The organism is Devosia sp. T2-14 (assembly GCF_055397495.1).
Genome location: NZ_AP027921.1, coordinates 1,459,601 through 1,480,199, shown reverse-complemented (window position 1 = coordinate 1,480,199; position 20,599 = coordinate 1,459,601). Strand labels below are relative to the sequence as shown.

Annotated in this window: 23 protein-coding genes and 1 pseudogene; 9 read left to right on the top strand and 15 right to left on the bottom strand. The window is 62.2% G+C overall.

Annotated elements, in window-relative coordinates; all coding sequences use genetic code 11:
- Positions 1-167 precede the first annotated feature (167 nt).
- The 3 genes from ACZ5WT_RS07370 (at position 168) to ACZ5WT_RS07360 (ending at position 1,650) form a co-directional block, all read left to right on the top strand.
- Positions 168-491: a hypothetical protein gene (locus tag ACZ5WT_RS07370; protein WP_464286724.1), complete on the top strand. Its 324-nt coding sequence runs from the start codon at positions 168-170 to the stop codon at positions 489-491.
- A 57-nt stretch (positions 492-548) separates the two neighbouring features.
- The gene (gene msrA / locus ACZ5WT_RS07365; protein WP_464286723.1) at positions 549-1,205 is read left to right on the top strand and encodes a peptide-methionine (S)-S-oxide reductase MsrA; all 657 of its coding nucleotides are present in this window, start codon (positions 549-551) and stop codon (positions 1,203-1,205) included.
- Between the two features lie 79 nt (positions 1,206-1,284).
- Positions 1,285-1,650, top strand: coding sequence for an MmcQ/YjbR family DNA-binding protein (locus ACZ5WT_RS07360; RefSeq protein ID WP_464286722.1), 366 nt, complete (start codon positions 1,285-1,287; stop codon positions 1,648-1,650).
- Here ACZ5WT_RS07360 and ACZ5WT_RS07355 read toward each other — a convergent pair.
- Positions 1,647-3,554 (bottom strand): hypothetical protein, encoded by a 1,908-nt coding sequence (locus tag ACZ5WT_RS07355; RefSeq protein WP_464286721.1) that lies wholly within the window; start codon positions 3,552-3,554, stop codon positions 1,647-1,649. The genes ACZ5WT_RS07360 and ACZ5WT_RS07355 overlap by 4 nt on opposite strands.
- 59 nt (positions 3,555-3,613) lie before the next feature.
- Here ACZ5WT_RS07355 and ACZ5WT_RS07350 point away from each other — a divergent pair, with 59 nt between their 5' ends.
- The gene (locus ACZ5WT_RS07350) at positions 3,614-5,041 is read left to right on the top strand and encodes an MFS transporter (protein ID WP_464286720.1); all 1,428 of its coding nucleotides are present in this window, start codon (positions 3,614-3,616) and stop codon (positions 5,039-5,041) included.
- A gap of 73 nt (positions 5,042-5,114) precedes the next feature.
- Here the strand turns inward: ACZ5WT_RS07350 and ACZ5WT_RS07345 are convergent, their stop codons facing one another.
- The 10 genes and pseudogenes from ACZ5WT_RS07345 to ACZ5WT_RS07300 form a co-directional block, all read right to left on the bottom strand.
- Positions 5,115-5,750 carry a peroxiredoxin gene (locus ACZ5WT_RS07345; protein ID WP_464286719.1) on the bottom strand — a complete coding sequence of 212 codons (636 nt, stop codon included), beginning with the start codon at positions 5,748-5,750 and terminating at the stop codon, positions 5,115-5,117.
- A gap of 174 nt (positions 5,751-5,924) precedes the next feature.
- Entirely contained in the window at positions 5,925-6,449 is a 525-nt protein-coding gene (locus ACZ5WT_RS07340) for a CreA family protein (protein WP_464286718.1), read from the bottom strand.
- A gap of 97 nt (positions 6,450-6,546) precedes the next feature.
- Positions 6,547-7,347: an amino acid ABC transporter permease gene (locus ACZ5WT_RS07335; protein WP_464286717.1), complete on the bottom strand. Its 801-nt coding sequence runs from the start codon at positions 7,345-7,347 to the stop codon at positions 6,547-6,549.
- A gap of 157 nt (positions 7,348-7,504) precedes the next feature.
- Entirely contained in the window at positions 7,505-8,305 is an 801-nt protein-coding gene (locus ACZ5WT_RS07330) for a transporter substrate-binding domain-containing protein (RefSeq protein WP_464286716.1), read from the bottom strand.
- Positions 8,306-8,382: 77 nt separating this feature from the next.
- Complete coding sequence (locus ACZ5WT_RS07325; protein ID WP_464287164.1) at positions 8,383-8,544, bottom strand: YegP family protein; 162 nt, start codon at positions 8,542-8,544, stop codon at positions 8,383-8,385.
- 90 nt (positions 8,545-8,634) lie between these two features.
- A pseudogene (locus tag ACZ5WT_RS07320) lies at positions 8,635-8,754 on the bottom strand (YegP family protein); the annotation flags it as partial.
- A gap of 83 nt (positions 8,755-8,837) precedes the next feature.
- Positions 8,838-9,290, bottom strand: a complete 453-nt coding sequence (locus ACZ5WT_RS07315) for a Crp/Fnr family transcriptional regulator (RefSeq protein ID WP_464286715.1) — start codon at positions 9,288-9,290, stop codon at positions 8,838-8,840.
- A 50-nt stretch (positions 9,291-9,340) separates the two neighbouring features.
- Positions 9,341-9,820 carry a glutathione peroxidase gene (locus ACZ5WT_RS07310; protein ID WP_464286714.1) on the bottom strand — a complete coding sequence of 160 codons (480 nt, stop codon included), beginning with the start codon at positions 9,818-9,820 and terminating at the stop codon, positions 9,341-9,343.
- A gap of 19 nt (positions 9,821-9,839) precedes the next feature.
- A complete protein-coding gene (locus tag ACZ5WT_RS07305; protein WP_464286713.1) occupies positions 9,840-10,064 on the bottom strand; it encodes a hypothetical protein in 225 nt (74 codons plus the stop codon).
- A 488-nt stretch (positions 10,065-10,552) separates the two neighbouring features.
- Positions 10,553-11,032 carry a hypothetical protein gene (locus ACZ5WT_RS07300; RefSeq protein ID WP_464286712.1) on the bottom strand — a complete coding sequence of 160 codons (480 nt, stop codon included), beginning with the start codon at positions 11,030-11,032 and terminating at the stop codon, positions 10,553-10,555.
- Positions 11,033-11,259: 227 nt separating this feature from the next.
- Between ACZ5WT_RS07300 and ACZ5WT_RS07295 the strand changes: the two genes are divergently transcribed.
- Entirely contained in the window at positions 11,260-13,101 is a 1,842-nt protein-coding gene (locus ACZ5WT_RS07295) for an ATP-dependent nuclease (RefSeq protein ID WP_464286711.1), read from the top strand.
- Between the two features lie 666 nt (positions 13,102-13,767).
- Here the strand turns inward: ACZ5WT_RS07295 and lepA are convergent.
- Positions 13,768-15,573, bottom strand: a complete 1,806-nt coding sequence (gene lepA / locus ACZ5WT_RS07290) for a translation elongation factor 4 (protein WP_464286710.1) — start codon at positions 15,571-15,573, stop codon at positions 13,768-13,770.
- Between the two features lie 101 nt (positions 15,574-15,674).
- On the opposite strand from lepA, the gene ACZ5WT_RS07285 reads away from it, so the two are divergent.
- Positions 15,675-16,466: an extensin-like domain-containing protein gene (locus tag ACZ5WT_RS07285; RefSeq protein WP_464286709.1), complete on the top strand. Its 792-nt coding sequence runs from the start codon at positions 15,675-15,677 to the stop codon at positions 16,464-16,466.
- 3 nt (positions 16,467-16,469) lie between these two features.
- Here the strand turns inward: ACZ5WT_RS07285 and ACZ5WT_RS07280 are convergent, their stop codons facing one another.
- The 3 genes from ACZ5WT_RS07280 to ACZ5WT_RS07270 all read right to left on the bottom strand — a co-directional run bounded on the left by ACZ5WT_RS07280 (position 16,470) and on the right by ACZ5WT_RS07270 (position 18,167).
- Positions 16,470-17,381, bottom strand: coding sequence for an HNH endonuclease (locus ACZ5WT_RS07280; protein WP_464286708.1), 912 nt, complete (start codon positions 17,379-17,381; stop codon positions 16,470-16,472).
- Positions 17,382-17,545: 164 nt separating this feature from the next.
- Positions 17,546-17,971 (bottom strand): hypothetical protein, encoded by a 426-nt coding sequence (locus tag ACZ5WT_RS07275; protein WP_464286707.1) that lies wholly within the window; start codon positions 17,969-17,971, stop codon positions 17,546-17,548.
- Between the two features lie 52 nt (positions 17,972-18,023).
- Entirely contained in the window at positions 18,024-18,167 is a 144-nt protein-coding gene (locus tag ACZ5WT_RS07270; RefSeq protein WP_464286706.1) for a hypothetical protein, read from the bottom strand.
- A 96-nt stretch (positions 18,168-18,263) separates the two neighbouring features.
- Between ACZ5WT_RS07270 and ACZ5WT_RS07265 the strand changes: the two genes are divergently transcribed.
- From ACZ5WT_RS07265 to ACZ5WT_RS07255, 3 genes are all read left to right on the top strand, one after another.
- On the top strand, positions 18,264-19,184 hold the full coding sequence (locus tag ACZ5WT_RS07265; RefSeq protein WP_464286705.1) for a LysR substrate-binding domain-containing protein: 921 nt from the start codon (positions 18,264-18,266) through the stop codon (positions 19,182-19,184).
- 83 nt (positions 19,185-19,267) lie between these two features.
- Positions 19,268-19,936 carry a hypothetical protein gene (locus ACZ5WT_RS07260; RefSeq protein ID WP_464286704.1) on the top strand — a complete coding sequence of 223 codons (669 nt, stop codon included), beginning with the start codon at positions 19,268-19,270 and terminating at the stop codon, positions 19,934-19,936.
- A gap of 50 nt (positions 19,937-19,986) precedes the next feature.
- On the top strand, positions 19,987-20,415 hold the full coding sequence (locus ACZ5WT_RS07255; RefSeq protein WP_464286703.1) for a hypothetical protein: 429 nt from the start codon (positions 19,987-19,989) through the stop codon (positions 20,413-20,415).
- The last annotated feature ends 184 nt before the right edge of the window (positions 20,416-20,599 follow it).

Here is a 20,599-nt window from a genome sequence, read left to right as displayed (position 1 = left end):
TATCAAAGTCATGGGCGCAAGGGATCACGTCACTGAGATGACGATTGTTTTTCACCGGGGGGCGCTCCATCTTGTGAACGAGCCACCTTGCATGCCAGAAGAAAAGGCGCGTGAGGTGGAGCGGGCAGGCCAACCACAACCCATCCTCGCCAGCAAAAGGAATGTGGATGCGGCTTGTTTTAAGAATAGCGGGCACCTGGCTGATAGGGCTTGCGCTGGTTTTGCTAGTAATCGACGGCACGAAATCGCTTGGCGCGAGCACGATTGTCTACACGTCTCTGGCAGATCTATGGACGCAACTGCATCCGCCGAGCCTGGCAATGGTTGAAGGCTTTTTCGACAGCCGGATGTTTGCGGACCTGCTCGATGCCGCGCTGAAGGCCGTGCTCAGCTATCCGGCCTTTGCGGTGTTTGGCGTGCCAGGAATCGTGCTGGCGCTGGCCGGACGCCGACCGCGACGGGAAAGATTTTTGCGGCAGGAACAGATCTGACCCCCTGCAATCGGCCCCGCTGACCCCTAAATTGTCATGTGAAAGGAAGTTTGAGCCATGTTCTTCACATCCAAACCCACAGCGATTCCCTCCGCCAGTGAGGCCCTGCCGGGGCGCGCAGCGGAAATGCCCGTCGCTCACACCCATTTCGTCAACGGCCAGCCGCTTAAGGGTCCCTATCTCGAAGGCGCCGAGACGATCTATTTCGGTCTTGGTTGTTTCTGGGGCGCCGAGCGCCTGTTCTGGCAATTGCCTGGTGTGGTCGTGACGGCCGTGGGCTATCAGGGCGGCACGACGCCGAACCCCACCTATGAAGAAGTCTGTTCCGGCCATACCGGGCATACCGAAGCGGTCAAGGTGGTCTATGACCCCGACCGCATCAGCCTCGAGGCCCTGCTCAAGACCTTCTGGGAGGAGCACGATCCGACCCAGGGCATGCGTCAGGGCAATGATGTGGGCACCCAGTACCGCTCGGCCATCTATACGACGACGCCCGAGCAGGCCGAGACCGTCGCGCGCAGCCGCGCCGCCTATCAGGGTGCGCTGTCCGCCAAGGGGCGCGGCACCATCACCACTGAACTGGCCCCTGCGGGCATGTTCTATTTTGCCGAGACCTATCACCAGCAATATCTGGCCAAGAATCCGAACGGCTATTGCGGGCTGGCCGGCACGGGCGTCTCCTGCCCGATCGGGTTGGGAGTTGCCGCTGGCTAGCATTGCGGCGACCGGCATTTGACGACACATTGCGCCGATCCGGCTTGCGGGTCGGCGTTTTTGCTTTGGGATCAGCAGAATGAGCGTCACCTATCCTGCCATCATGCGCCGCGACGGCTTCGAGCGCTTTGCGCTTGGCCTCAAGCACGCCACCCTGGTGCGCCAATGGCGCGATGACTCGGTGGCCAAGGTGGGCGGCAAGATCTTTGCCCTGCTCGACAGGGATCCCGGGGAAGTCTGGCTCAAGGTTTCGGACATGGCCTATGACCTGCTGACCGAGCTCGAGGGCATTCGCCCGGCGCCCTATTTCGCACGGGCCGGCTGGGTGGCGATCTCGGCGGCAAGTCCGCTGACCGAGGCCGAGATCGAGGCCTATATCCGCGAGGCCCATCGCCTCGTGGCGAGCAAGCTGACGCGTAAGCTGCGCGACGAGCTCGGGCTCTAGGCACCGCCCTCCTGCGGCATCACGGCAAAGACCTGCAGCGCAGCGCCGGGCAGCGACACATCGACCAGCCAATCGGGCAGTGTGCCCGCCTCATAGAGGTTGACGAAGCTATCGTCCGACCGGTCGGAAATGCCGCGCAGCTCGGCCATGGCAGGACACAACACGACCAGGCCGATACCCCGCTTGTCGAGGATGGCGCGTGCGTCGGCGATCGGCCCGTTGAAGAAGCGGAACGTGTCGAGCACGCCCTGCTGGTTGCGATGATAGGGTGCCGCAACCACTTCGTGGCGTGTATAGAGCAGCAGGTGGGCGCCCAGGTCGATGGGCGTCATGATGCGCTCAGGCGGCAGGGCGGCCAGATCGGCAAAGGCGGCCGGCACCAGGCACGGCTCCTTGCTGGCCCGGGCCTCGGCCATCGCCTGGGAATGCCCCGGGAATATGGTCGTGACGGCAACGACCAATATCGACAGGACGATCCCCGCAAATGCCAGCCACGAGCCGATAAGCCCCAATGCCGGCAGCAGCCGGGGCGACGCCAGATACCGCTGGCGCGCCGCGACGATCAGCCAGGCGGCAGCGGGCATGCTGGTCATGATGGCAAGGCGCGCACCCCGCACCTGCGCCAACATCACCACGCTGGCACCGAGTACGAAAATCAGCAGCACCGCCCATTCGGCGCGCCCCTCGCGCACCCGCCACAGGCGAGCGATGACGACAATCGTCGCCAGAAAGGCCGGCACGCCCACGGCCACGGCATAGGGCGGCAATTCGCTCAGCATCGCAAACCACGGGCGCGCCTCGGAAATGGCGGCGATCCAGTTGGTCTGAAGCCATGGATCGAGCTCGCCATAGGGGCCCTTGAGGCATTGCGGATAGGCCCAGATGACCAGGCCCAGCCCGATTGCCGCGCCAACCGCCAGCACCAGCAATCGCTGCCACGGCACCCGGGGCGCCGGAATGAGGCTGGCGATGGTGAACACCACCGCCACCACCAGGGCCACCGCAATATAGACCGGCGAGATCACGTCGCAGGCCGCCTCCAGCCAGCGCGCCGGGGGGCGGAAAATCGCCAGATGCACCATCGAAGCTGCGGCGAAGGCCAGCCCGAACATCCGCATGGTGTGCCCTTGGGCCGGATCGAACACCCAGAGCAGCCCCATCACCAGAATGGCGACGGCAATGATGGGCAGCGACTCGATGGCAATGGCCAGGGCCGTGGCGGCCAGCACGCCGCTCAGGATGGCAAAACGCGGCCGCCGCACCGTTTCCACGGCAGCCCAGATCAGGGCCAGCGTGAGCAGCATGACGACATTGTGGTGATCGACGCGGCCGGGCGTGAACTCGACGGTGACCGGTACGCTCAAGACGGGCAGGATCAAAGCGGGCAGCACGCCTTCGGGTCCAACCAGGCGTTGCGCCAGCATGGCGCTGACCCATAGCAGCAGTGCCAGCAGGGTCATCGGCCAGATATAGCCGGCGACCACGATCGCCATGTCGGCCCCGACCAAAGGGGTAAACAGCGCCACCAGCCCGGCCAGGGGCAGATCGACCAGCCGCGACCAATGCAGCTCCGCGCCATAGGGCGTGTTGAGGCGGTATTGTGTCAGATCGTACCAGTTCTGACCGGCCAGGAAATCGCGCACCATGACAATGCGCATGGCATCGTCGGTATCGGCAAAGAAGGGCATGCCAGCCCGCCCGAACACGGCGCGGGCAACCAGGATCGTCGCGGCGACGGCAAAGACCAGCGCGATCAGGCGCAAATCCGGTCCGCTGCGGGAATTGGTCTGGTCGGTCACAACGGTTGCCCTGAGCTCAATATGCCGGAGGACGATGCCCCGATGCAGGTTAAGATGAGGTTCGACGCTGGCCTCGGCACCGGCCCCGAGCGCGATCAGGATCATTGCTTTTCGTCGCGCGAGAATATACCAAGCAATCACTTCATAAATTATGAGCGCCCGTGATGACCGATTCTCCAACGACAAGCAGCTGGGCCGAAATCTTCTCGCCGCGCTATGCCACCGTGACCCTGATCCTGTGCATCGGCGTGGCCCTGCTGGCGTTCAACGCCTTTTTGGCCTCGATTTCCCTGCCGACGGCGGTGCAGGAAATGGGCGGCGTGGCGCTGATCTCCTGGGCGCTGACGCTGTTTCTGGTGTTCGCCATCGTCGGCGGCGCGGGTGCGGCCCTGCTCAAGCAACGGCTGGGCGCGCGCACGGCGCTGCTGCTGTCGGGCGGGGTATTTCTCGTCGGCACGCTGATTGCCGCCACCGCTACTTCGATGGAGCAGGTTCTGGTGGGCCGGGCGCTGCAGGGCCTGGGGGAAGGTGTCGTCTCGGCCATCTGTTTCGCGCTGATCCCCGAGCTCTTTCCCTCGCGCCTGGTGCCCAAGGTCTTCGGCATGCAAGCGATGATCTGGGCCGTGGCAGCGTTTGGCGGCCCGGCCGTTGCCGGGCTGCTGACCGAGCTGGTGTCGTGGCGCGCCGCCTTTCTGATCAGCGTGCCGCTGGTGCTGATCTTTGCGGTGATGGTGGTCTTCGCCGTGCCCGCCCGAAGTGCCGGCGATACGCGCAAGGTGAGTTTCCCCGGCGTCCGGCTGTTCGCCATTGGCCTCGCCATCATGCTGGTTGCACTTGCCGGTCTTGCGGCCCCGCTGCCGGCAGCGCTTCTGCTGGTGGGAGCCGCCATCTTGCTGGTCGCAACGGTCTGGCTCGATGGCCGCAGCCGTGACCGGCTGATGCCGCCCGACGCCTTCCGGCCGATTTCGGTGGTGGGCACGGGCCTGTGGATGGTGCTGCTGATCAACGTCGCCGGGGCCGGATCGGCCGTCTATCTCGTGCTGGTGGTGCAGGAAATGTGGGGTTTTGGCCCCACCATGGCCGGGGTGATTGCAGCCGTGCTGGCAGTCAGCTGGAGCTTTTCGGCCATTACGGTGGCCAATGTGCGCGAGAAGGAAACGCGCAAGATCCTGATCAAGCTGGGCCCAGCCCTGATCACTACAGGCCTAGTGCTGGACCTGATCGGCCTGCAGCTGGATCAAGTGGCCATCGTGATCGTGGGCCAGCTGATCGTCGGCAGCGGCTTTGGCATCTGCAATGGCTACCTCAACCTCACGATGATGGAAGCAGCCTCCGACGCCGAACGCGACCGCACATCAGCGCTGATTCCGACGACCCAGTCGGCGGGCAATGCCATCGGCGCGGCGCTGGCCGGCGTCGCAGCCAACTCGGCGGGGCTCGCCACCGCCATCTCGGTGGCCGACTACAAGCTCGCCGTCACGCCGGTCTACCTGCTGGGTGCCGCGATGGGGCTGCTGGCCCTGGCGGCCGCGTGGCGCACCGTGCAACTGGTGCGCCCGCAGGACGCCAATTCGAGCTTCGCTGCGGGCTAGAAAAGCCGACGAAAAAGGGCGGTAGCATCGCTACCGCCCAGTTCGTCAGGGAGAAAACAGACGGCGCGCAGGATTAGCCGCGCGGCTGGGGAACAATGCGCAGATAGGGCTTCAGTTCCTTCCAGCCTTCGGGATACTTGGCCTTGGCAGCCTCGTTGGTGACGGACGGCACGATGATGACGTCCTCGCCATTCTTCCAGTTCACCGGGGTTGCGACCTGGTGTTTGGCAGTCAGCTGCAGGCTGTCGATGACGCGGATGATCTCATCGAAATTGCGGCCAGTGGAGGCCGGGTATTCGATCTTGAGCTTCACCTTCTTGTCCGGACCAACGACGAAGACCGACCGGACGGTCAGCGTGTTGTCGGCATTGGGGTGGATCATGTCATACTTGCGGGCGACTTCGCCCTTGGGATCGGCCAGCAGCGGGAAGTTGAGCGCCGTGCCCTGCGTTTCGGCAATGTCCTTGGCCCAGACCGAGTGCTCTTCGATCGGATCGACCGACAGGCCCAGCACCTTGACGCCGCGCTTCTCGAATTCGGGCTTCAGCTTGGCGGTGTAGCCCAGCTCGGTGGTGCAGACCGGCGTAAAATTCTTGGGATGGCTGAACAGCACTGCCCACGAGCCATCAATATAGTCGTGGAAGTGGATCGGGCCTTCAGTGGAATCGAGGGTGAAATCGGGGGCGATATCGCCGATCAGAACTGACATTGTCTCTCTTCTTCCTTGGGGCCAGAGGCCCATGCTATTGAAATAGAATATCGTACTACGAGGCTCTGGAATGAAGCGCCTCGCCAGAAATTCCTTTGTATAATACGTGCTGTAGACGCCAAGACATTCCAACGGCGCGGGGATTGCAGCAAAGCGCACGCAACGGGCAAAGCTCTATTGGCTGTTGACCGTGGGAGCGGCCGCGGCACCGGGCGCGCCATTGGTCCATACCACCTGCTCGGGCCCAAGGGGAATGACCGAAAGGCTCATCTTGCCCGAACCCTGCTGCAGCTCGCGGGCATGGGCCAGATAGATCAGCGAATTGTTGGTCGGGTCATAGATGCGGGTGACGCGCAGCGACTTCCAGATCAGCGAACGCCCCTCGCGGAAGATCTCCTCACCGCCGGGACGGGTATTGATCTTGCCGATGGTGATCGGGCCGACCACCGAGCAATCGAGCGCCGAATAGGATGGATCCTCGAACCAGTTGCCCTGGCTCAACCGGTCGATGAAGGAGCGGTTGAAATAGGCCAGGTGGCAGACCACGCCATCGACCTGCAGATCGGCCAGCGCATCGATGGAAATGTCGTTACCGGTCCAGTCGACCCCAACGCTGCCGACCGAGCGGCTGTCGCCGCAGGCAGCAAGGGTGACGGCAAGAACGGCAGTGACGGCGAGGGCGGCAATGCGTTTCATCAAAGGCTCCCTTTGGACTGCAAGAGTAGATGGTGAAACCAAACGGCGACGCAATGGGTGGAGAGGAAAATCGGCGACTGACTGGCAGGTTAGTGCGCGATCAATACTGGCGGTCACGCAGCTGCCGCTCAAACAGGCGGACCAGGAGCGACAGGGAGATCGTCATGGTGAGATAGAGGAAAGCCACCACGTTATAGGTCTCGAAGAACAGGAAGCTGCCCGAGGAATAGACCTTGCCCAGCTGGGTAATATCCTGCACGCCGAGCGCTGAAACCAGCGCGGAATCCTTGATCATCGAGACGAAATCATTGGCCAGCGGCGGCAGGATGGTGCGCAAAGCCTGGGGGAAGGTGACGAGGCGGAAGCATTTCCAGCGCGAAAATCCCAGCGCGCGCGCCGCTTCGATCTGGCCGCGATCAACCGATTCAATGCCGGCGCGGAAAATCTCGGCAATGAAGGCCGAATAGCAAATGGTGAGCGCGACGATGGCCCGCCAGACGAAGTCGAACTGGCGGATGGTGATGGAAGTGTCGAACGGCTGCAGCAGCCAGTTGAGCGCCGCCACCATGCCCGGCGCGCCGACAAAAGCGACATAGAACAGGAAGACCAGCACCGGAATCCCGCGAATGATCTCGACATAGAAAGTCGCGATCTCGCGCAGGATGCGGTTGTCGGACGTGCGTGCGAGAGCGACCAGCAGCCCCAGCAGCGTCGCGGCGGCGAAGGCAACGATGGTTACCCAGAGCGTCGTGATCACGCCACCCGACAGGGCGGTGAAGATCTTGGAATAGGTCGCATCGCTGGTGATCGCCCATAGCCCAACCACGAACAGCAGCCCGATGGCCAGCAGCCACCAGGGGGTTCGGGAGAGGAGCGATGGGCGGCGGGGGATATACGTCATCGTCAGTGTTGGTTCCACGCTGCTGGCCGCAAACGCGGAGCTTGCGCCTCCTCCACAAGGCGGGAGAGGCAGGAAGGGTTAGGGCCCACGTCTGGGCCCGACGCAACAGTAGCTGCGGCCTGCCGGCCGGGCATAAGTGCTGCTGCGCTGGCCGGCATTACTGCGCCGAATTAAACTCGTAGAACCACTTCTGCTCGAGCGCCGCCATGGTGCCATCGGCCTTGATCTGGGCCAGCGCCGCATTGACCGGCGCAACCAAATCGGATCCCGGCGTGAAGATGAAGCCGAAATCTTCGGTGCCGAGCGGCTCGCCGGTGACTTTGAAGGCCCCCGGATTGGCGCCGATATAGCCATTGGCCGAGGTCTTATCCATCAGCACAGTATCAACGTCGCCCGAAGCGAGCGACTGCACCGAGGCCCCGAACGTATCGAACAGCTTGATGCGCGGATTGGCTTCGTCGCCATCGAGCACCGAATAGACGGCCACGTAGAAATTGGTGGTGCCGGCCTGCGCGCCGACCAGCAGGTTCGCATCGGCGGCGAAGCTGGCGGCATCGGTGAAGCGGTTTTCGTCGGCGCGGACCAGCATCAGCTGCTGGGAGGTCAGATAGCTGTCGGAGAAATCGATCTGGCTCTTGCGCTCGTCATTGATGGTGATGCCGTCCATGCCGACATCGAACTGACCATCGCGCACCGCTTGGATCATCACGTCCCAGCTCGAAAGCTGCCAATCGACCGTGGCATTGAGGCGCTTGGCGACCTCGTTGAACAGGTCGTATTCGAAGCCAACGCCGGCCCCGGTCGCCGGATCGACGAAGTTGAGCGGCACATAGGCGTTTTCGGTCACCGCGACGATGCTGCGCCCGCCCAGATCGGGCAGATCCTGCGCCACAGCGGCGCCGACACCGAAGGCAACGGTAGCCGCCAGAGCGGCGAAGAACTTGGACATCTTAGGCATAAAGTGGCTGTCTCCCAGCGATTGCTGCCGGGAGACTAGACTACCGACACTCCGTTTGGAACGGAGATTTGCGCGGATTACGCCTCGTCGACGACTTCGGCAGCCGGACCGTTCTTCTTCAGCGACTCGATGGCGTTCACGGCGCTGGCCTTCTGCTTGTAGGTCTCGGTGCGCATCATGGTTTCGCCATTGGAGGCAACGAAGCGGACGAAGTGCTGGCCATCCTTGGAGGCGACGATTTCGAAGCGGTAGCCCGAACCGGCGGCCTCATCCTTGGAGAGGTCGACCGTGGAGGCGCCCGGCGCGTTCTTCTTCACCGACTCGATCGCCGACTTGGCGCTGGCCTTCTGCTTGAAGTTCTCCGACCAGAAGACCTTTTCCGCATTGTAAGAAAAATCGTACTTGAACTGGTCGTTCGCTGCACCGGTGATCTTGAATTTGTGCGCCATGACGCTGGGGCTCCTGAGCTTGGCCCCATATGGGCCGACCCGCCAAGATTAGCGTGAGTCCCGCATATTGGAAGCCCCTGCCGTTACTTGCCCCGCAGGCTCGCCGCGTCGACCAGGCGGGCCAGGATCTGGTCTACCATATCCAAATCCTGCCGTTTCCCTGCGGCCTGTTGCTGCAAATCCACCAGATAGGAGGTGGTGTAGTAGAGCCGCCGCGCCAGCAGGGCGGCGATGTGCCGCGAGAATTCCGGGCGATTGTCGAGGAAGGTCAGGGCATCGGGGATATCATAGGCCGTCACCGCCGAGAGCGCCTTGACCGTGGCCGAATGGGGCATGTCGAGCAGCACCGCCATTTCCCCGAAGATCGAGCCGGGCTCGTCGACATGGGTGACCTGGGTGCGTTCGCGGATGACTTCCACATCCCCTTCCACCAGCACATAGAGCCGCCCGAGTTGTTCGCCCTCCTGCAGCAGAACCGCGCCGGGTTTGAACTTTGCCTGCTTGAGACCCTGACAATATTCGAGAATATCGGCCATGTGTTCCTCCGCCCGCCTGGTTTTCTATACCAAAGCAAAGCGGGCGGCGGCTAGAGCAGGGCCTCGATGGCGCCGGTGAGACTGGCCGGCTCGTCGGCGGGGGCGAAACGGGCGGCGACACTGCCATCGCGGGCGACGAGGAACTTCGTGAAATTCCATTTGATCGCCTCGCTGCCCAGAATGCCGGGTGCGGAGGATTTGAGCCAGGTAAACAGCGGATGCGCGGCGGGGCCGTTGACATCGAGCTTGGCAAAGACCGGGAAGGTCACGCCATAATTGCGCGAACAGAAGGCGGCGATCTCTTCGGCGCTGCCCGGCTCCTGACCGCCAAACTGGTTGCAGGGGAAAGCCAGCACCACCAGCCCCTGTTCGCCAAAGCGCTGCCACAGCGCCTCGAGCCCTTCGAGCTGGGGCGTGAAGCCACAGGCGCTGGCCGTGTTGACGATCAGAACGACCTTGCCGGCATAGGCAGACAACGGCTGCGGCGTGCCATCGAGCAATGGCAGGGTGAAATCGGCAAGGCTGGTCATCAGCGGCTCCGGCAGGCAATCAATCTTCGGTCGGCCCGGGCTGGACGGCAGCCGGATCCTGCAGCTTGAGGTCGTTTTCCGAAACGATGCGCAGGTGGGACTCGGTGAGGGACTGCACCTTGTATTGCACGGCGTGACCTTCATAGGGCAGCAGCGCGACAATCTTGCAGCCGCCGGCGCGCCGGTTGCTGCTGCCGCGATTGGGCAACAGATCGAGAGTCTGGCCGACTTTGTACTTGTGCATGTTAGCTCCTGGCTGTGTGCGGGGGACGTTCAGATAAGTCCGGGGTCGCCAGGCAAGCGGCAGGAGGGCCGGCGGGTCGAGCAAGCCGTGGAAGGCTGAAAACGCGTAATAGCCCTGCTGTAGCACCCCACCCCCTCTGGCACAAGGAAAGCCGGGGCAAACGCCAGCGCCGGAGCGCGCGAACGCCTCCGGTTGCAAGCAGATGAGACGGTGCCCCGAGGCGCATGGCGTCCCGATGGTTGTTAGTAGTGAGACGCCATGCGCCCCGGAGCGACGGGATTTCTGGTGGGCGGACTCTCTGGCAGTGGTGTAAGCAACGCGCCTTCCGCGGACCCAGGCTGGGTAACGACCCCCTGCCCTCCCGACAGTCGCCTTGCCGTTGGCCGTTGCAACGCCGTCCCAGCAAGACTGATGCGGGCAGTATGACGGCCATCGGAGCGGGCGGGGATAAGTTCTTTTTTTTGGGGGGGGGCGGCTTTGGCGGCGACTCAGCGCCGCTTGTATTGCTCGATGCGGATGGCGAGCTTGTTGCGCAGATCGGCCATGTCGCGCCTGGGCTGTTCGGGCGCGGGCTTTCCTCTTGCAGGCCTTGGCTGCAGCCGTCGCACCGGCAGCGCCTCGCCCTCAACCACCCACAGCGTCAGCTGATTGATGTGATCATAACGCGTGTGGCGCGCCTCATAGGCAACCATGATTGCCAGCGCCGCGCCCAACTGCACCGCCAGCGCGCCATAATGGGGCGCCGCCGCCACCAGCCCCGTCTTGCGCTTGTGCTGGCGAAAGCCATGGCTTTCAAACAACACCGCTTCCGCCATTCCCCGCATCGCCTCGGGCACCGCGCCCTCGGGTTTTTTGGCGGCTATGGCATCGACCTGCCTGGCGATGGTCTCCAGCCGCAAATAAACCGCCTCATGCCGCTCAGCCATGCGCCGGGAAATGGTGTTTTGGGACGGGGATGAAGGGGACATGGCGCCTGCCGTGGGGTTTTGATGGAACACGGCAGGAGCGTAAGGCGGGGTGGAGGAGCGGGGATAAGGTTGTGGGGACTACTGCGTCACGGACAGATCCAGCCATCTCCTACGCCGAGCATGTTAAGAACCCAAAATTCATCTAACCGACGATTGACGGGCCATCGACGGCTCGCAAAGATTACCAGATAGCCGCGCCAACATAGAGCGAGGTTTTTGGGGGAAGAATGCCAAAAATACGACAGATCACAATCAAGAACTTCCGTTCAATTATCGACCTGACGATGAAAACGACTGACTTGACGGTCATCGTTGGCGATAATGACTGTGGGAAGTCAAACGTCCTCCGGGCGCTCAACCTTTTCTTCAACGAAGAGACAAACCCGGACACTCCCTTTAGTTTCTTGGACGATCACAACCGTTTCTCGGAGGTCAAGGCGAAGCGCGCACCGGAAATCGTGGTGGAAATTGACCTAGAGCTGCCAGTTGCATATCGCAAGAACAACGGCGATTTACTGCGATGGCGTAAAGTGTGGCGCGCAGAAGGGCTGCAAGAAACCGACAACTATTGGGGCATCCGCCTCTCGAAAAAAAAGCGAGGATCGGGCTTCACTGAGAGCATCGTTGATATCGACGGGCGCTCCAAAGTTCCATCTCTACTTTCCCGCATACAATTTGAATACGTTCCGGCAGTCAGAAGTGCCGAATTTTTTAGAACATTGCGGGGTCGCATCTTCAGGGTAATAGCGAACGCCTCGGAACAAACAGTGCGGCAGAGTAGCGGACAACTCGAAAACGTAATATCAGATGCAGTATCTGGATTGCTCAACGACATCGGCACCGAACTTAACGACTCGTCTCGCCTTAGCCTGCCTAACGATCTGACGCCTCTCTTCCAGAGCCTCGACTTTCTCGCAGGAGAGAAGTCTATATCGCTCGATAGCAGAGGCGATGGCATCAAGGCGCGCTACATCCCGCTCATTCTGAAATTCATCGCCGAGCGGAGTCGCGAAGCGGCGGGCATCTTGCCGACCTTCATTTGGGCTTATGAAGAACCTGAAAATAACCTTGAGTTTCGACGTGCACAGTCGCTGGCGGATGCCTTTCACAAGCTCGCGGAGGGCGAGCTATCGCAGGTTCTGCTAACAACCCACTCTCCAGTTTTCTACAATATGCATCAAGACGACCATGGTCGAGGTCTCTGTAGTGCCTACCACCTGACCAAAGAGGGCCCCACATCCGGAACCGAAGCAAGATCCGCTGTTGAGGCGAGTGTCTCACTTGATGAATCAATGGGAGCGATGGCGATCATAGCCCCTCACATTAGAGCGGCACAGATTGCATTGAGCGATGCTACATCGCAGGCAATAGATCTGCGAACAAAAATTGAGCAATTCAATCAATCCAATTTGCCAACTCTGTTCGTCGAGGGGCCGACTGATTACGCAGTTTTCAAAAAACTGCTCCAGCTCTTCCGCCCGGAACAAGCACAGAGAATGTTCTTGGCAGAGCCTCCCCTGCGGGCAGGCGCCAACTACGTCACTAACATGTTGCGCTCGTGGGAGTACCGGACGAAGCATTTGCCCGCCGCACAGCGGCGCACCGCAGTGGGTATTGTTGACGGCGACCCTGAGGGCGAAAACGCTTATGGACGGTTCGTGGGCGAGGGTACCTGGAAGCACACCTCGCTAGCCAAGCTAAGTTATCCTGCACATCTCACCGACGCACGTGAACTGGGGATCAACATACCGGTATGCCTTGAGGAGCTATGGCCCTCCGCGGTCTGGCTTCATGCCGAACAACAGGGGTGGCTCACTCAAAGATCAAAGAAGGGGCTCTTCGGCGAAAGCCTCTTACAGCGGTTAACTGAGCAGAATGAGCGCCTAAGCGATTTGATCGATGAAGGATGGCGCCTGTATTTTGACAGCCGGGTGAAAGACTCTTCAGAAGGCACTGCTAAGGCCGACTGGGCAGCATACATCGAAGGCCTCTCGCGAGATCAACTTGCCCCTGTTGCTACCGAACACTTGAAAGTGCTCGATGACGCCATCGAAAAGCTTGGCATTTGACCCTGCGGAGCGCATCACTTGGGCAATGGAGTTACTTTTTGTGGTTACGAACTCGCTGACCACTCAATATCGCGACCAGCGCCCAAAGGGACGCAACCAAGCTCCGCCGTCATCAAAAGGCACCCCGGGGGGCGGGCAGGCCGGAATATGGTTCCCTGCCTTCGCCGAGGGAGACATTGGCGATGGACCCGGCCGGTGGCTCGGGCGGGTCGTCGGGCGGTTGGGATGATCTCGCTTAGCGCGGTGGGCGTGGTACTCCACACTGGATCCCTCCCCACAAGTGGGAGGGTGACACTGGGCACGCGGCGGGAAAAGGGCGGGGCGCCACGCGACATCCAAGGTGGATTCCCGCTTGCGCGGGAGTGACGCGGTGGGGATCTAGTCCATTCAAATGTCCGGCCGGTGAGGCCAGTCTATCGTCTATCACGAACCATCTCAGGATGGATCCCGGCTCAAGGCCGGGATGACATCGGTGGGTGGGGGCGCTAGGTGAGCGATCCTGCCGACGTTAATCGGCGCCGCTCGGGTGCAGGCCAGAGGCCGACTCTCCGAGTGCTGGTGCTTGCCTTGGGCGGCATCGCACCCGGGCGCTACGGCTGTGGGCGGCTGCGGACCTGGATCCCGGCCTGCGTCGGGATAACATTGGGGTGAGGCGACGGCCGTGCGTCAGTCGTCGCCCATCTTGAGGGCCTTGATGAAGGCTTCTTGCGGGATTTCGACGCTGCCGAACTGGCGCATCTTCTTTTTACCGGCCTTCTGCTTTTCCAGCAGCTTGCGCTTGCGTGTCGCGTCGCCGCCATAGCACTTTGCCGTCACGTCCTTGCGCATTGCCCTAACGGTTTCGCGGGCGATGATCTTGCCGCCGATGGCGGCCTGGATCGGGATCACGAACAGGTGCGGCGGGATCAGGTCCTTGAGCTTTTCGCACATGATGCGACCGCGTGTTTCGGCAACGGTGCGGTGCACCAGCATGGAGAGCGCGTCGACCGGCTCGGCATTGACCAGCACGCTGAGCTTGACCAGATCGCCGGGGCGATGGTCGCTCAGCACATAGTCAAAGCTCGCATAGCCCTTGGAGATCGACTTCAGGCGATCGTAGAAATCGAACACCACTTCGTTGAGCGGCAGATCGTATTCCACCATGGCGCGCGAACCGACATAGCTCAGATTGCGCTGGATGCCGCGGCGATCCTGGCAGAGCTTGAGGATGGAGCCGAGATATTCGTCTGGAGTCAGAATGGTCGCCTTGATCCAGGGCTCGCGGATTTCCTCGATCTTCATCACATCCGGCAAGTCGGCCGGATTGTGCAGCATGATCGTCTCGCCATTGGTCAGCGCGATTTCATAGACCACCGACGGGGCAGTGGCGATGAGATCGAGATTGAACTCGCGGGAGAGGCGCTCCTGGATGATTTCGAGGTGCAGCAGCCCGAGGAACCCGCAGCGGAAGCCGAAGCCCAGAGCGGCCGAGGTTTCCATTTCAAAGCTGAAGCTGGCGTCATTGAGGCGCAGCTTGCCCATGGCAGCGCGCAGCTCTTCGAAGTCGCTGGCATCGACCGGGAACAGGCCACAGAACACCACCGGCTGGGCCGGGCGGAAGTCGGGCAGCGGGGTGGCTGTGGGCTTGCGGTCGTCGGTGATGGTGTCGCCGACATTGGTGTCGGCCACTTCCTTGATCGCGGCGGTGAAGACGCCGAGCTCGCCGGGGCCCAGTTCCTTGACCTCGACCAGCTTGGGCGTGTTGACGGCCACGCGATCGAGTTCATAGACGGCGCCGGAGGCCATCATGCGGATCTTCTGGCCCTTCTTCATCACGCCATCGATGATGCGGACGAGAACGACGACGCCGAGATAGGTATCGTACCAGCTGTCGACCAGCAGGGCCTTGAGCGGGGCATTGATGTCGCCCTTGGGCGGGGGCAGGCGATTGACGATGGCTTCGAGCACCGTATCGATGCCCAGGCCCGACTTGGCCGAAATCTCCAGCGCCTCGGAGGCATCGATGCCGATGACGTCCTCGATCTGGGTCTTGACGCGATCCACATCGGCGGCCGGCAAATCGACCTTGTTGAGGACCGGCACGATCTCGTGATTGGCATCGAGCGCGTGATAGACGTTGGCCAGGGTCTGCGCTTCGACGCCCTGGGAGGCATCGACCACAAGGAGCGAGCCTTCCACCGCGGCCATGGAACGGGAAACTTCATAGGCGAAGTCGACGTGTCCGGGCGTGTCGATGAGGTTGAGGATGTAATCCTCGCCATTCATCGCCCTGTAGCTCAGACGCACGGTCTGCGCCTTGATGGTGATACCGCGCTCGCGCTCGATATCCATGTTGTCGAGCACCTGCTCTTTCATCTCGCGCATGTCGAGACCGCCCGTCATCTGGATCAGACGATCGGCCAAAGTGGACTTGCCATGGTCGATATGGGCGACGATGGAAAAATTGCGGATGTGAGAAAGCGGCGTTGTCATGCCGCGCTGATAGCAGAAGCGCAAGAAGCCGCAAAGATGGTTTAGTGCAGCTTAACGATGCCTTTTCGGCGCCTTTTGCATGGCTCGTGCGTTGATGCGGCATGAAAACCCGCTTGCTGATCGCCATCGCCCTGCCGCTGACCCTCGCCGCACCCGTTCCGGGGCAGGATTTTCTCGGGCCCATCCAGTCCATGGTGGAGCAGCTGACGCCGCCTGCCGCGCCGGAAAAACCGCTGCCGCGACCCGCCGTTGCCGTCCCGCCGCCCCTGCCCAGGACGCGGCCTGCCGACATCGCCCAACCGGCCGACGCCGAGGTAAAAGTGCCGGAAAACCGGGTGTATCAGACGGCGTGTCCGGCGGTGATGCTGGGGCTGGTGGAGGCCGAAATCATCCCGCCGCTGGCGGAGGACGATTGCGGCGAGCAGTCACCGCTGCTTGTGACCGGCGTGATGAGCCGGGGCCGCATGGTGACACTCTCGAGCAGGATCACCACCAATTGCCAGATGGCCAGCGCCTTGCCCGGCTGGCTGGCGACGGTCGACGGCTACGCCGAGGCAATGCTGGGCAGCCGGGTAGCCGGGATCGCGACGGGAACCAGCTATATGTGCCGCAAGCGCAACAATGGGGCCGAAGGCTTCACCTCCGAGCACGGCTTCGCCAATGCGGTTGATATCACCGGCTTTACCCTGGAAGACGGGCGGAGCATCGCGGTGACCGAAAACTGGTCGCCGCCCGCCGCGCCAGAAGGACGACTGCTGCGCCTCGCCCATGACGCCGCCTGCGCCGGGTACACGACCGTACTGGGGCCGGAAGCCAATGCCGAGCACGCCGACCACCTGCATCTCGACCTGGGATGCCACGGCGCCAGCTGCACGGCGCGGATCTGTGAGTGAGGCCTAGTGCTTGAAACAGTGCTCGCGGTGCCACTGCAGGAAAGCAGGATGCGGCCGGTCGCGGGCCTCTACCGGCCCGATCAACTTGCCGGTTTTGTTGATGAGGCTTTCCACACCGTCCCGGTCGTTGACGTGGCGGGAGATCCTAATGGTCAGATCATCGTCAAAACCAATGAGGCCACGATCGAACATCCAATGTGCCGTGCCCGAGAGGGCGACGCCGTTGTTGATGATATCGGGCCCGCTATGCTCGACGGGGCGGATGTGTGCCGCTGCCACTTCTGCCCGGCCCCCGCCATTGATCAGCTTGAGGCCAGTTACCGCGCAGCGCTCGTCATAGGCCCGCAAAACCACGCGCCGAAATACGCGATCGCGTACGATGCGCGAAGTGAGAGCGGTCACCCGCTCCCGGTCCAGCTCATACACAAAGCCTGCCTGCCCCTCATCGAGTTCGAGGCGACGATCAGGCTCCGCATCGGGCATGCCCACACGCGGCAGCAGGGGCTGATCTTCAACCAGGCCCAACGCCAAGATGCTGTCGAAGTCTTTGGGCGATATGGGGCGCACGGCAGACTGCGCGCGGCCGGAGATCCGGCCAAGCTCGTTCAACAGACCCAGTTCGACCGGCGCTCCATCGAGCGCAAATGGCACATGGCTGGGGAAGGGCATGTAACTGCCCGGCTCGATCAGCGCCAAATACATGTTTGCCGCCGTAGGGTCGGGCACCACACGCTCGACCCGCGCTATCGCGTTGTAGCCCTTCGATCCCGGCACTTTGGTCGGCTCGTAATAGACGATCCAATCGCCGATGCAGGCGGAAACGCGCGACAGATATTGGCGAGGGAACTGATACTGCGTGGCAGGACTGTCGTCGTAGATCGAGTCTGCGCGGTGAATGAAGACGCCGAAGGGCATTCGCACCATCCTGCCCTAGGTCAGATGGATATCCTATCCATAACCCGCGCCAATTAGGCAAGGGCCGGTAAGGGCAGGCGATTACTTGATGGCCCGAAGCCCCTGGGCCCCAAGACCTCTCCCTTTCAGGAAAATAGGGGTGACCGAGGGGCGAGACCGAACGGCTACTGCGCCGCAGCGGCGGGAGCGGTGGTGGCGGCGGCGTAGATGGCGGTGACGGCGTCTACGCTGAGGCGGTCCTTGCTGCCTTCGGTGCAATCGGGCGCGGTCTTTTCGACATCGGCCTTGACCAGTCCGTAAGCCTTGACGCCGGCATCGGCATTCATGCCCAGCGAGGATTCCAGGCGCGCGCGATCGGCATTCATGCCTTCGACGATGGCCGGATCCAGCGTGATGGCGCACAGCTCTATGACGGCCTGCGTGGCGTAGAAGCCGGTCAGCATATTGGCCTGCTTGGGCGTGGTGTTGAGGGTCGCCATGGGATCGACCACCACATTGGGCGCCGCAGGAGCAGCCGGGGCTGCTTCCTGTGCCGTGGCGGCAGTGAGACCAAGGGCGAGGACGGCCAGCGCGGCGAGGGGGCGGATCATGGCAGGCTCCATAAGCGGGACATAACCCACCTTCAAAAGCCCGATTGTGGCTTCAGCACGGCGCGCTGTCACGCGCGGGATGATGGGCGGGCAGATCGGCCCAATCGCGCAGGCTCATCGTATCGGTACTGACCACAGGCGCCCGCGGGGTGCGGCGCGCACCGATCAGTCGGCCAAGAAGCTGCTTGATAGACATTTTGTGACCTCCTTTCGGGTCTGAACGTCCGTAAGGTGCGCCTGTTACGGCGTGGTGACAATGGACAAGCCCTGCGCGCTGATTTAGAAAATCTATATGGCTTCACCCTTCCCCATTCCCCTGAATGCCCTGCGCGCCATCGAAATCGTGGCGCGACGCGGGGCGCTGGCGCCGGCCGCCGAAGAATTGGGCGTGACCATCGGTGCGGTCAGCCAGCATTTGCGGCGGGCCGAGGAACGCCTGGGGGTGGAGCTGTTCGAGCGCACGGCGGCGGGCCTGCGCCCCCTGCCCGCGCTCAAGGCTGCACTGCCGCAACTGACCAGCGGCTTCACCGCGCTGCAAGATGGGCTGGCCAGCCTCAAGGGTAGCGACCAGGGCATGCTCAACCTGACGGTGGGCAGCGTGTTTGCCTCGCGCTGGCTGATCTGGCGCATCAACAAATTCACCGCGCTGCACCGCGATATCGAGGTGCGTCTCAACGTGACGGCGGCCATGCTCGATCTGAACCGGCCCGACGTGGATTGCGGCATCCGCTATGGCGATGGCGCCTGGCCGGGGGTGACGGCCACGCTGGTGGGCGGCACACGCTACCAGCCAGTCTGCGCGCCGACGGTGGCCAGAAGGCTGCAGCACCCGAACGACCTGGCGAAAGTGCCGGTGATTCAGGATGAGACCAGCATGCTGAGCTGGGATGCCTGGCGGCGGCTGGCCGGTGTAGATCCGGCGATCCGGCTGGCGGGTCCGACCTATTCGGATGCCTCGCTGGCCTTTGACGCCGCGATTTCCGAACAGGGCGTGCTGCTGGCCGCCGACATGATGAGCGCCGATGCGGTGAGCGACGGGCGGCTGGTGCGCCCGTTCAGCCAGGCGGTCGATGGGCCGCTGGGCTATTGGCTGGTGGTGGCCAAGAACCGGCGCGAAAGCAGCAAGCTGCGGGCCCTCCGCCAATGGCTGGCCGAGGAGGTTCCGGCAAGCAGCCGCGGCTATGTCTACCAGAGCCGCGCAAACGAGCCGTGACCAGCATGTAGGGACTGTGAGCGCGCCGGGCGTTACGGTAGCGTGGCGCCGCACGCAGATGCTGCGGGCATTGGGGGACCTTCATGACGACGAAACTTGACGCATGGCTGATGCTTGCCATGACGCCGCTGCTGCCCATTGGCCTGTTGTTGGGACTGAGCACAGCCGCACAGGCGCAGATCGTGATGGTCGACAGCTATTGTACCCTGATCAGCGCCGGGGACCGCGTCTCTTCGAGCGGGGCCGCGCTGAACGATGTCGGGACGATCCTGCAGCAGGACCGGGCCAATTTTCACCGCTTCGGCAAGGCCGACGCCGAAGATGAAGCCGACACGACCTTTGCCACACCCGAGGGCCGCGAGCGCCTGCCACAGATGGCTGCAAGCGGCTTCATTCCCGAAGACGTAGCCAATGCCATTCTGCACGATGAGCCCAATATCTGCGTCGAGATCTATGGGGCGCAATGGGTGGACGTGATGTTTGCCGGCGACGGCTTTGCCGATGGCGAGGCCCTGCCCTATCCGTTCGAAGGGCGCTGGGACTGCGAAGTGGCCACCTTCACCTTTACCCCCGCCACTTACAGCAATGGCAGCGAGACCTTCGACATCGCGGAAATCCAGGAGGGGACCGACGGCTCCTATACGCTGTTCATTCCCGACGCCGCCATCACGCTTTCTGGCTTTGAAGACGACACAATGGGGTGGTTTTCCCATGCCAGCGGCGACAGCTTCAACTGCAACCTGATCCAGTAAGGCGCCCGCGCCCTCGTGCCCACCCAAGCCATTAGAGAAAGTCAGATCAAGTGAAGCTGCTATCCAATTTTGCCTTGCTGCCCCTGCTCGCTGCGCCCGCGCTGGCCCAGGACGGCTCGCCCTATACCATCACGCTGGCTGCCACGAGCAACACCGCCATGGCCGTCACCGGCGACGTGGTTATGGATGATTTCAGCGTGGAATTTGCCGACGGAACCGTGATGGAATTCAGCGATCTGGTCGGCGACACCATCCTGGTCGATGGGGTGGAGGCCTTCGGCTCGATCTATGAAATGGCTGCTCCCGAAGACCCGATCCTGCTCAACGACAACCAGCTCTGCGGCATGGGCGATGTGACCTATCTGGCGGCCTATGCCGCGGGCGACGGCATGACCGAGATTGCGGTGTTCACCACGCAGGACGTGCCTGCCAGCACCGAGGATGCCTGCGCCATCTATCTGTATAAGGATGTCTATTAGGCCGAGCATTGCCCTGCGCTTTCAGCGCTGCAAAGGCGCGCCGATTGCATTGCTTGCAGGATGATTTTGCACGATTGATCACGAAAGTGGTGAAAAATCCCGGCGAACGGGTGCCAAAGCCGGTGAATGCGCAAAACTCCTGGCGATGATCTGGTAGACTGGCGCAACTATTCTGAGGGACGGA

Coding starts and splice junctions, on each gene's coding strand:
- ACZ5WT_RS07370 (WP_464286724.1), top strand. CDS start 168: ATGCGGCTTGTTTTAAGAATAGCGGGCACCTGGCTGATAGGGCTTGCG.
- msrA (WP_464286723.1), top strand. CDS start 549: ATGTTCTTCACATCCAAACCCACAGCGATTCCCTCCGCCAGTGAGGCC.
- ACZ5WT_RS07360 (WP_464286722.1), top strand. CDS start 1,285: ATGAGCGTCACCTATCCTGCCATCATGCGCCGCGACGGCTTCGAGCGC.
- ACZ5WT_RS07355 (WP_464286721.1), bottom strand. CDS start 3,554: ATGATCCTGATCGCGCTCGGGGCCGGTGCCGAGGCCAGCGTCGAACCT.
- ACZ5WT_RS07350 (WP_464286720.1), top strand. CDS start 3,614: ATGACCGATTCTCCAACGACAAGCAGCTGGGCCGAAATCTTCTCGCCG.
- ACZ5WT_RS07345 (WP_464286719.1), bottom strand. CDS start 5,750: ATGTCAGTTCTGATCGGCGATATCGCCCCCGATTTCACCCTCGATTCC.
- ACZ5WT_RS07335 (WP_464286717.1), bottom strand. CDS start 7,347: ATGACGTATATCCCCCGCCGCCCATCGCTCCTCTCCCGAACCCCCTGG.
- ACZ5WT_RS07330 (WP_464286716.1), bottom strand. CDS start 8,305: ATGCCTAAGATGTCCAAGTTCTTCGCCGCTCTGGCGGCTACCGTTGCC.
- ACZ5WT_RS07315 (WP_464286715.1), bottom strand. CDS start 9,290: ATGGCCGATATTCTCGAATATTGTCAGGGTCTCAAGCAGGCAAAGTTC.
- ACZ5WT_RS07310 (WP_464286714.1), bottom strand. CDS start 9,820: ATGACCAGCCTTGCCGATTTCACCCTGCCATTGCTCGATGGCACGCCG.
- ACZ5WT_RS07305 (WP_464286713.1), bottom strand. CDS start 10,064: ATGCACAAGTACAAAGTCGGCCAGACTCTCGATCTGTTGCCCAATCGC.
- ACZ5WT_RS07300 (WP_464286712.1), bottom strand. CDS start 11,032: ATGTCCCCTTCATCCCCGTCCCAAAACACCATTTCCCGGCGCATGGCT.
- ACZ5WT_RS07295 (WP_464286711.1), top strand. CDS start 11,260: ATGCCAAAAATACGACAGATCACAATCAAGAACTTCCGTTCAATTATC.
- lepA (WP_464286710.1), bottom strand. CDS start 15,573: ATGACAACGCCGCTTTCTCACATCCGCAATTTTTCCATCGTCGCCCAT.
- ACZ5WT_RS07285 (WP_464286709.1), top strand. CDS start 15,675: ATGAAAACCCGCTTGCTGATCGCCATCGCCCTGCCGCTGACCCTCGCC.
- ACZ5WT_RS07280 (WP_464286708.1), bottom strand. CDS start 17,381: ATGCCCTTCGGCGTCTTCATTCACCGCGCAGACTCGATCTACGACGAC.
- ACZ5WT_RS07275 (WP_464286707.1), bottom strand. CDS start 17,971: ATGATCCGCCCCCTCGCCGCGCTGGCCGTCCTCGCCCTTGGTCTCACT.
- ACZ5WT_RS07270 (WP_464286706.1), bottom strand. CDS start 18,167: ATGTCTATCAAGCAGCTTCTTGGCCGACTGATCGGTGCGCGCCGCACC.
- ACZ5WT_RS07265 (WP_464286705.1), top strand. CDS start 18,264: ATGGCTTCACCCTTCCCCATTCCCCTGAATGCCCTGCGCGCCATCGAA.
- ACZ5WT_RS07260 (WP_464286704.1), top strand. CDS start 19,268: ATGACGACGAAACTTGACGCATGGCTGATGCTTGCCATGACGCCGCTG.